Here is a 9,843-nt window from a genome sequence, read left to right on the forward strand (position 1 = left end):
ATATTCTGCGGAAAGGACTGGCACGTGGACAGCGGAATGATCGATGCCACCCGACGGGCAGCCACCCTGACGGCACTGGACAACGGGACCTTCGACCTGCTCATCGTCGGCGGCGGGATCACCGGCACCGGCGCCGCCCTGGACGCGGCGTCCCGGGGTCTGCGGGTCGCCCTGATCGAGGCCGGTGACCTCGGCGGGGGCACCTCCAGCCGGTCCAGCCGGCTGCTGCACGGCGGCGTGCGCTACCTGGAGCAGCTGGAGTTCGGGCTGGTCCGCGAGGCGCTGCGGGAACGCGCGCTGCTCGGTGGGCGGCTCGCGCCGCACCTGGTCCGCAGGCTGCCCTTCGTCTACCCGCTCCGGCACCGGATCTGGGAACGGGCGTACATGGGCGCCGGCCTCAGCCTCTACGACGGGATGGGCCAACTGCCCGCCGGCCGGGCCGACCGGGTCTTCCGCCTCCACCGGCACCTCACCCGCCAGGGCCTGGCCCGGGCCATGCCCGCGCTCCGCACCGAGATGGCCGTCGGCGCGATCGAGTACGACGACGGCCAGGTCGACGACGCCCGGCTGACCCTCGCCGCGGCCCGCACCGCGGCCCGGGAGGGCGCGGTGATCGCCACCCGGGTCCGGGCGGTCGGCTACACCGCCCGCCCCGGCTCGGCCGAGGTCACCGTCCGCGACGAGCTGACCGGTGCCGAGAGCACGGTACGGGCCCGGCAGGTGCTCGCCGCCTCCGGCGTCTGGACCGACGAGGTGCAGCGCCTCGTCGGCCGCGAGGTGCTCCGGGTACGCGCCTCCAAGGGCGTGCACCTGGTGGTGCCGAAGGCGGCGCTGCGGGTGAACCGGGCACTGATCACCCGTACCGACCGCAGCGTGCTCTTCGTGATCCCGGTCGGCGAGACCGTGCTGGTGGGCACCACCGACACCCCGTACACCGGCGCCCCGAACGAGGTCGCCGCCGACGGCGACGACATCGCGTTCCTGCTGCACCAGGTGAACCCGTGGCTGCGCCGGCCGCTGGAGCGGGCCGACGTCGTCGGGGTCTACGCCGGGCTGCGCCCGCTGGTGGACCGGGCCGGCACCGCCGACACCGCCAAGCTGAGCCGGGAACACGTCGTCGCGAAGATCGACGACCAGTGCCTGGCCGTCGCCGGCGGCAAGCTCACCACGTACCGGGTGATGGCCCGCGACGCCATCGACGCCGTGGTGGAACGGCTCGGCGGCGGCTACCCGCGGTCCTGCACCGACCGGCTGCCGCTGGTCGGCGCGGACGGCTTCCAGGCCACCTGGAACCGGCGGGGCGCCCTGGCCCGGGAGCACGGGCTGCCCATCGGCATCGTCGAGGGGCTGCTCCAGCGCCACGGCGCGACGGTGACCGAGCTGCTCACCGGGGCCGACCCGGCCGACCTGCGCCCGGTGGCCGGCGCCAGCGGCCTGCTGCGCGCCGAGGTCGGCTACGCGGTCCGGCACGAGGGCGCGCTCGCCGTCGAGGACGTGCTGCTGCGCCGCAGCCACGCCGGCCTGGAGACCGCCGACGGAGCCGTCGAGGCCGCCGAGGAGGTCGCCACGCTGATGGCCGGCCCGCTGCGTCGCGACCACGCCTGGGCCGAGCGGGAGGCCGGCCGGTACCGGACCCTGAACGGCTCGAACCGGGCCGCCCTGGTCGGGGCGGCCGGATGACCGTGCTCGCCATCGACGCCGGCACCACCGGCGTCACCGCGATCGTCCTCGACACCGACGGCCGGGTCGCGGCCCGGGGATACCGGGAGTTCCCGCAGCTCTTCCCCCGCTCCGGGTGGGTCGAGCACGACCCGGAGCAGATCTGGGACGCGGTCCGGGCGGCGAGCGCCGAGGCGCTCGCCGCCGGGCACCGGCCCACTTGCGTCGGCATCACCAACCAGCGCGAGACCGTGGTGCTCTGGGACCGGCAGACCCTGGCCGCACCCCGGCCGGCGATCGTCTGGCAGGACCGCCGCTCGGCGGACCTCTGTGAACGGCTGCGGGCCGCCGGGCACGAACCGGCGGTCACCGCCCGGACCGGGCTGCGGCTGGACCCGTACTTCTCCGCGACGAAGCTGGCCTGGCTGGCCGCCGAGGAGCCGCAGACCTGGGCCGGGGTACGCGCCGGCCGGACCGCGGTCGGCACCGTCGACAGCTACCTCGCCGCCCGGCTCACCGGCGGGCGGGTCCACGTCACCGACCCCTCCAACGCCTCCCGGACCCTGCTCTACGACCTGGCCACCGGGGACTGGTCCGAGGAGCTGTGCGAGCTGTTCGGCGTCCCCCGGGCGGCGCTGCCGGAGATCGTCGCGAGCAACGCGGTGGTCGGCCGGACCGACCCGGACGCCTTCCTCGGGCTCGACCTGCCGGTGGCCGCGCTGGTCGGCGACCAGCAGTCCGCCCTTTTCGGGCAGGCGTGCTTCACCCCCGGCACCTCCAAGTGCACCTACGGCACCGGGTCGTTCGTGCTGGTCAACGCCGGTACGACCGCCCCCGCGCCGGAGGCGGGGCTGATCACCACGGTCGGCTGGCGGCTCGACGGCCAGCCCACCACGTACGCCCTGGAGGGGTCGATCTTCGTCACCGGCGCGGCGGTGCAGTGGCTGCGCGACGGGCTCGGCGTGATTCCCGCCGCCGCCGAGATCGAGCCGCTGGCCGCCAGCGTGCCCGACTCCGGCGGGGTCGTCTTCGTGCCGGCGCTGACCGGGCTCGGCGCGCCGGACTGGGACCCGTACGCCCGGGGGGCGGTCTTCGGGCTCACCCGGGGCAGCACCCGAGCGCACGTGGCCCGGGCCACCCTGGACGCGATCGCGTTCCAGGTGCGCGACGTCACCGACGCGATGGCCCGCTGCACCGGCCGGCCGTTGACCAGCCTCACCGTCGACGGGGGCGCCGCCGCGAACAACCTGCTCTGCCAGCTCCAGGCCGACCAGCTCGGCCTGCCGGTGCGCCGTCCCACCGTCACCGACACCACCGCCCTCGGCGCTGCCTACCTGGCCGGACTCGCCACCGGGGTCTGGGCCGGCCTCGGGGAGATCACCGACCGGTGGCACCTGGACCGGGAGTTCGCGCCGGCCACGACCGGCGTCGGCGCCGACCGCGACGCGACCCACGTACGGTGGCGGCGGGCCGTCACGGCGGTGCGGGAGTGGGCGGCGTGAGCGGGCACAGCGAGGCGACCGGCGGCATGGGCGGCGCGCTGGACGGCATCCTGGTCGCCGACTTCAGCCGGGTCCTCGCCGGGCCGTACGCCACCATGTTCCTGGCCGACCTCGGCGCGGACGTGGTCAAGGTGGAGCGGCCCGGACGGGGTGACGACACCCGCACCTGGGGGCCGCCGTACGACGCCGACGGCACCGCGACCTACTACCTCGCGATCAACCGCAACAAGCGGTCGGTGGTGCTCGATCTCACCGACCCGGCCGACCTGTCCGCCGCCCGGGAGTTGGCCCGTCGGGCGGACGTCGTGGTGCAGAACTTCCGGCCCGGCACGATGGAGCGGTACGGCCTCGGCTACGCCGACGTCGCCGCCGGCAACCCGGACGTGGTCTACTGCTCGATCACCGGCTTCGGTTCCGGGCCCGGCGCCGACCTGCCCGGATACGACCTGCTCGCGCAGGCGATGGGTGGGCTGATGAGCGTCACCGGGGCGCGGGCCGGCGAGCCGGTGAAGGCCGGCGTCGCGGTGGTCGACGTGATCACCGGACTGCACGCCACCGTCGGCATCCTGGCCGCGCTGCGCCACCGTGACGTCACCGGCGCCGGCCAGCACCTCGAGGTCAACCTGCTCTCGTCGCTGCTGTCCATGTTGGTCAACCAGGCGTCCGGGTACGTCTCGGGGGGAGTGGTGCCGGGCATCCTCGGCAACGCCCACCCGAGCGTGGTGCCGTACCAACTGCTGCCCACCGCCGACCGTCCGCTGGCGGTGGCGGTCGGCACCGACGCCCAGTTCGCCGCGCTGTGCCGGGTGCTCGGCATCCCGGACACCGCCGGGGACGCCCGCTACGCCAGCAACGCCGGCCGGGTACGCGACCGCGAGTCGCTGATCGCGACGCTGAACGAGCGGACCGCGCTGCGTACCGCTGATGACCTGGCCGCCGCCCTGCGCGCCGCCGGAGTGCCGTGCGGGCCGGTCAACGACCTGGCCGGGGCCTTCGACCTCGCCACCGAGCTGGGGCTGGACCCGGTCGTGGAGATCGACCGACCGGACCGGGCGTGGCCTGACCGACAGGTCGCCAACCCGATCGGGCTGGCCGACACCCCGCCCGCCTACCGCCGGCCGGCACCCCGGCTGGGTGAACACACCGCACAGGTGCTGGCCTGGCTCGGCACCCCCCAGGAGCCGGCGTCACCGGCACTCCGGACCACACCCACCCCGCTGGAGGAGACCCGATGACCGATCCGCTGGAACTCGCCGCCTTCGACACACTCCTCACCGACGAGGAGCGTGACATCCGGGACACCGTACGCCGGTTCGCCACCGCGCAGATCCGTCCGCACATCGCCGGGTGGTACGCCGACGGCACGCTGCCGGCCCGGGAGATCGCCCGGGAGTGCGGCCGGCTCGGGCTGCTCGGCATGCACCTGGAAGGCTACGGCTGTGCCGGCGTCGGCGCGGTCTCCTACGGGCTGGCCTGCTTCGAACTGGAGGCGGCCGACTCCGGGATCCGCAGCCTGGTATCGGTGCAGGGCTCCCTGGCGATGTACGCCATCCACGCCTTCGGCAGCGAGGAGCAGCGCCAGCAGTGGCTGCCGGCGATGGCTGCCGGTGAGGCGATCGGCTGCTTCGGGTTGACCGAGCCGGATGCCGGCTCCGACCCCGGGGCGATGCGCACCACCGCCCGCCGGGACGGCGCCGACTGGATCCTCGACGGCGAGAAGATGTGGATCACCAACGCCGGGGTGGCCGACGTGGCGGTGGTCTGGGCCCGTACCGACGAGGGCATCCGCGGTTTCGTGGTGCCGATGGACACCCCCGGGGTCAGCACCCTGCCGGTCGGGCACAAGCTCTCGCTGCGCGCCTCCGTCACCTCGGCGCTGGTGTTGCAGGGCGTCCGCCTGCCGAGCGCGGCGCAGTTGCCCGGGGCGACCGGGTTGCGCGCCCCGTTGAGCTGCCTCGGCGAGGCCCGGCTCGGCATCGTCTTCGGCGCGCTCGGCGCCGGCTACGACTGCCTGCGGACGGCGCTGGAGTACGCGGGCAGCCGGGAGGCGTTCGGCCGGCCGATCGCCGGTTTCCAGCTCACCCAGGAGAAGCTGACCGAGATGACCCGAGGACTGGTCAACGGCCTGCTGCTCGCGGTCCACGTCGGACGACTGCGGGACGCCGGACAGGCGACGGCGGCCCAGGTCAGCCTGGCCAAGCTGAACAGCTGCGAGACGGCGATCGGGATCGCCCGCACCGCCCGGACCATCCTCGGCGCCAACGGGGTGACCCTGGAGTACCCGGTGCTGCGGCACGCCAACAACCTGGAGGCGGTGCTGACCTACGAGGGCACCAGCGAGGTGCACAAGCTGGTGGTCGGTCAGGCGTTGACCGGGATCAGCGCCTTCCGCTGACGGCGTCGACGATCGCCGGCCCCGCCCCACGAGGCCCAGGTCCGGCCGCGCCCCCGAGCGGCCGGGCGGCGATCGCGGTCAGAACAGGGTCAGGGGCGCGGCCGGCAGGGGATCGGGCAGTGCCGCCAACCCGGGTACGCGCGCCCGCACGTCGTCGTGGAGGCGGCGGGCGAGCACGGGCGCGTCGGCGTTGTCCGGGGTGTGCACGAAGATGGTCGGCGAACGGCCCTCGCGCAGCCACGCGACGGCGACGTCGATCCACCGCTGCCAGCCCTCGATGGTCCGTGCGGGGTCGTCGCGGCCGAGATACCGGACGATCGGCCGGTCCGTCAGCGCACGCGACCGGAACGGCACGCGCGGCTTCCTGGTCCACGCCTCCCGTTCCGCCTCGCTGGTCGGAGGGCTCCGGAAGAACTCGGTGGTGTCGAACGGGATCCACTCGGCACCCGTGACGGCGAGCGCCTCCTCCAGGAGCGCCGCCGAGCGGGGCTCGTCGAAGAACGCGGGGTGCCGGACCTCCACGGCGTACCGGTGCGAGCGGGGGAGCCGGCGCAGAAAACCGGCGAGCACGGGGACGTCGGAGGGGGCGAACGAGCCCGGCAACTGGACCCAGAGGGCGTGGGCCCGGGGGCCGAGCGGCTCGACCGCGTCCAGGAAGACCCGAAGCTCCCCGTCGGCGTCGACGAGGCGGCGTTCGTGCGTGATGAGCTTCGGCAGCTTCAGCACGAAGCGGAAGTCGGGGTCGGTCTGCTGCGCCCACGAAGCCACGGTGTCCCTGGTCGGGGTTGCGTAGAAGGTCGTGTTCCCCTCCACGGCATCGCACCAGCCGGCGTAGTGCCGCAGGCGCTCGTGGGACGGAAGTGGGTGCGCGAGCAGACGCCCCTGCCATGCCTTGTGGGTCCACATCGCGCAGCCCACGTGAAGACGCATCACCCCGACCCCTCCCGGCCTGCCGTTACCGGCGGGCGTCGACCGAACACGACCGCGGGCCTACGACGCCCGCAGCGCCGGGTAGGTCAGCTCCTCGCCGTAGGCGCGCAGCAACTCCGGCAGTACGTAGCAGTCGGGGTGATCCTCGACCAGGTGCAACCGCGTGAGCTCGCACACGAGTGGGTACACCTTGGCCGGGGAGACCATGGCGATCGCGGCGGCGTTCCTCGCCGTGAAGTGGCTCTCCGGGTGGCGGGCCAGCAGTCGGAACAACCGGGCGGCGTCCGGGGAGAGCGCGGCGTACGACCAGGAGAACACCGACCGGATGCTCGTCGTCGGATCACTGTCGGCGAGGATGTCCAGCCGCCGGCGCGCGTTGCGCAGCTGGACGGCGAGGTGGCCGAGCGAGGTGCCGGGATGCCGGTTCGCGAAGGTGGCCACGATGGCCAGCGCCAGGGGCAGCCGGTCGCAGTGTTCGATGATCTCGTCGAGCACCGGGTGGCCGGGGGCCGCCCGCCGGACACCGAGCCGGCGGATGAGCAGTTCCCGGGCCTCGACCGGTGGCATGCGAGTCAGCGTCACCAGGTCGGCGCCGTCGGCCGTGCCCAGGCCGGAAAGCCGGTCCCGGCTGGTCACCAGGACCAGCGAACCCGCCGACCCCGGCAGCAGGGGACGGACCTGCTGGGCATCCCGGGCGTTGTCCAACAGGATCAGCATCCGACGTTCAGCCATCAGGGTCCGGTAGAGGCCGACCTGCACGTCCGGGTCCGCCGGCACCTGGTGCGACGGGAGGTGCAACGCCGCAAGGAGGCTGTGGAGGGCTGCGCCGGTCGTCAACGGGCTCTGGTGCGGGTCGAACCCGCGCAGGTTGAGGTAGATCTGGCCGTCGGGGAACCGGTGGCGCACCCGGTGGGCCCAGTGAACGGCCAGGGCCGTCTTGCCGATTCCGGCGCTACCCACGATCGCCTGGGTGACCGTCACGCCGTCTTTCGAGGTCAGGTCGGCGTCGAGCAGCCGCATCGGCTCCGCCTGCCCGACGAACGAGGGGATGCTGGCCGGAAGCTGCGCCGGCACCGGGCCCGGCACCGGATTCGTTACGGTCCGTGTTGGAAGCGTACGCGATTCCGAGATCAACGTCGCCGCTTCGTCATCACTGAGGGTAAGCGCGTCGGCCAGTTTGCGAAGTGTTCCGGTGTGTGGCTGCTGGATCCGGCCGGTTTCGAGGCCGCGAATCGTGCCCACGCTCAACCGGGAGAGGTTGGCCAGTTCTTCCTGCGTAAGTAGGGCCCGCCTGCGTAGGGCACGCACGAGGCCGGCGAGCGGGGCCCCTGGCGCGGACGCGTCACGACTCGGGTCCTCCGCCAAGGCCGTGCCCCCAACTTGATGATTTATTGACGGTTAGTTATCTGGCTCTCCCCGCAGGGCCGGGAGAAAGTGTAGCCACTCTCCGTCGATTTTAAGGAAGGGGGCTCACGTAACCTCATGGCCTCAAACCCGTCCGCCACCTCGGCTTTCCGGCAACTGCTCAGGTACGTGCGTCCTCATCGTTCGGTCTTGCTGGTCGGCACCGTGGTCAGTTCCGCCGGCGGCGCCGCAGCCCTGGCGACACCGCTGTTGGCCAGGGAGTTCGTCGACCGCTTGGGCTCGGGGCGACCGATCCTGGGGCTGAGCGCCCTGCTCTGCGGGATCGTGCTCGCCGGTGCCGTCGTCGCCGGCGCGGGCCGGTACCTGATCGACCGGACCGCTGAGGAAATCGTCCGTGACGTCCGGTCCGGCCTGGTCACCCGGCTGCTGCGGCTGCGGGTCGGCGCGCTCAACACCACGCCCCCCGGTGACCTGATCTCCCGGGTCACCGCCGACACCACGCTGCTCCGTCACGCGACCACGAACGACCTGGTGGACCTGGTGCTCGGGACGGTCGTCCTGGTCGGGATGGCCGGGTTCATGGCCTACCTGGACCCGGTCCTGTTCGGCGTGGTGGCCGCGGTGATGCTGTTGGTCGGCGGGGCCACCGCCCTGGTCATGCCGCGCCTTGGCGCGGCGAACCGGCGGGCCCAGGACGCCCTCGGCGACATCGGCGGCCAGTTGGAACGCGCTCTCGGCGCGCTGCGCACCATCAAGGCCAACGGTGCGGAGCGGCGCGAGGCCGAGGTGATGCATCACTCGGTCGACACGGCCCGCGACGAGGGGATCACCGCCGCCCGGTGGAGCGCCGTCGCCGGTTCCGCCTCCGGACTGGTCGTCCAGCTGTCCTTCCTCGCCGTGTTCGGGGTCGGCGGCGCCCGGGTGGCCGACGGCAGCCTGCCGGTGTCGTCGTTGATCGCCTTCCTGATGTACCTGTTCTACCTGTACTCACCGATCAACCAGCTCGTGCAGGGGGTCAGCGGGCTGCAGGCCGGGATGGCCGCCGTGCGGCGCATCGAAGAGGTCGAGGCGCTCTCCACCGAGCCGGACGACCGGGTGCCCCCCGCCGGTGCCGGACGAGGCGCCCAGGCCGTCGACGTCGTTCCGCACGCCGCCGTCGGCGGGTACCCCGGCGGCCGCCCGTCCGGCGAGGTCGCCGTCGCCTTCCGCGCGGTCCACTTCCGGTACGCCCCCGACGGGCCGGACATCCTGTCCGGAGTGGACTTCGAGGTGCCGGCGGGCGGGATGACCGCGCTGGTCGGCCCCTCCGGTGCCGGCAAGTCGACGGTGTTCGCGCTGCTGGAGCGCTTCCACGAGGCGGACTCCGGTGTGGTGGAGTTCGCCGGTCGCAACGTCCGTGACCTGCCCATCCCGCGGCTGCGCGCCGACCTGGGGTACGTGGAGCAGGACGCGCCCGTGCTGTCCGGGACCCTTCGGGAGAACCTCCTCTTCGCCGCGCCGGACGCCTCCGCCGCCCAGCTCGCCGAGGCCATGGAACAGACCCGGCTGACCGATCTCGTCCGCCGCCTCCCCGATGGCCTGGACACCCGGGTCGGGCATCGGGGGATGAACCTCTCCGGCGGGGAGCGGCAGCGCATCGCGATCGCCAGGGCGCTGTTGCGCCGCCCCCGGGTGCTGCTGTTGGACGAGGCGACCTCCGCCCTGGACGGCCTCAACGAGCTGAGCCTGCGGGACGCGATCGCCGAGGTGGCGCGGGTCAGCACCGTGCTGATCATCGCGCACCGACTCTCCACGGTGACCATGGCCCGGCAGATCCTGCTCCTCGACGGGGGCCGGATCCGAGCCCGTGGAACCCACGCCGAGCTGATCGACTCCGACGACCTCTACCGGACCCTGGCGATGACGCAGCTGCTCGACGCGCAGTCCGGCGCGGATCGACGCACGGCCACCGCCTCCTGATCCACTGCGCAACGAAGGATTGGCCAGACAGAC

7 protein-coding genes and 1 pseudogene are annotated in these 9,843 nt (G+C 73.4%); 5 read left to right on the plus strand and 3 right to left on the minus strand.

Annotation, left to right across the window (positions count from 1 at the left end; genetic code table 11):
* Window positions 1–24: 24 nt before the first annotated feature.
* The 4 genes from GVV04_RS11230 to GVV04_RS11245 are packed head-to-tail and all read left to right on the plus strand — an operon-like array spanning window position 25 to window position 5,556.
* Window positions 25–1,680, plus strand: a complete 1,656-nt coding sequence (locus GVV04_RS11230; RefSeq protein ID WP_161687309.1) for a glycerol-3-phosphate dehydrogenase/oxidase — start codon at window positions 25–27, stop codon at window positions 1,678–1,680.
* Window positions 1,677–3,161, plus strand: coding sequence for a glycerol kinase GlpK (gene glpK, locus GVV04_RS11235; RefSeq protein ID WP_161687310.1), 1,485 nt, complete (start codon window positions 1,677–1,679; stop codon window positions 3,159–3,161). The genes GVV04_RS11230 and glpK overlap by 4 nt, the downstream gene beginning before the upstream one ends.
* The gene (locus GVV04_RS11240) at window positions 3,158–4,396 is read left to right on the plus strand and encodes a CaiB/BaiF CoA transferase family protein (RefSeq protein WP_328822312.1); all 1,239 of its coding nucleotides are present in this window, start codon (window positions 3,158–3,160) and stop codon (window positions 4,394–4,396) included. Before glpK ends, GVV04_RS11240 begins: the two co-directional genes overlap by 4 nt.
* The gene (locus tag GVV04_RS11245) at window positions 4,393–5,556 is read left to right on the plus strand and encodes an acyl-CoA dehydrogenase family protein (RefSeq protein ID WP_161687312.1); all 1,164 of its coding nucleotides are present in this window, start codon (window positions 4,393–4,395) and stop codon (window positions 5,554–5,556) included. Before GVV04_RS11240 ends, GVV04_RS11245 begins: the two co-directional genes overlap by 4 nt.
* Window positions 5,557–5,634: 78 nt before the next feature.
* Here the strand turns inward: GVV04_RS11245 and GVV04_RS11250 are convergent, their stop codons facing one another.
* The 3 genes and pseudogenes from GVV04_RS11250 to GVV04_RS34775 form a co-directional block, all read right to left on the minus strand.
* The gene (locus tag GVV04_RS11250) at window positions 5,635–6,462 is read right to left on the minus strand and encodes a DUF72 domain-containing protein (protein ID WP_201753397.1); all 828 of its coding nucleotides are present in this window, start codon (window positions 6,460–6,462) and stop codon (window positions 5,635–5,637) included.
* 84 nt (window positions 6,463–6,546) lie between these two features.
* A complete protein-coding gene (locus GVV04_RS11255) occupies window positions 6,547–7,560 on the minus strand; it encodes an NB-ARC domain-containing protein (RefSeq protein ID WP_328822313.1) in 1,014 nt (337 codons plus the stop codon).
* Between the two features lie 69 nt (window positions 7,561–7,629).
* Window positions 7,630–7,794: pseudogene (locus GVV04_RS34775) on the minus strand (helix-turn-helix domain-containing protein); the annotation flags it as partial.
* A 246-nt stretch (window positions 7,795–8,040) separates the two neighbouring features.
* Here GVV04_RS34775 and GVV04_RS11260 point away from each other — a divergent pair.
* Window positions 8,041–9,810 (plus strand): ABC transporter ATP-binding protein, encoded by a 1,770-nt coding sequence (locus GVV04_RS11260; protein ID WP_201753294.1) that lies wholly within the window; start codon window positions 8,041–8,043, stop codon window positions 9,808–9,810.
* Window positions 9,811–9,843 lie beyond the last annotated feature (33 nt).

Origin of the sequence: Micromonospora rubida, assembly GCF_009908295.1 — a bacterium.
Lineage (GTDB): Bacteria > Actinomycetota > Actinomycetes > Mycobacteriales > Micromonosporaceae > Micromonospora > Micromonospora rubida.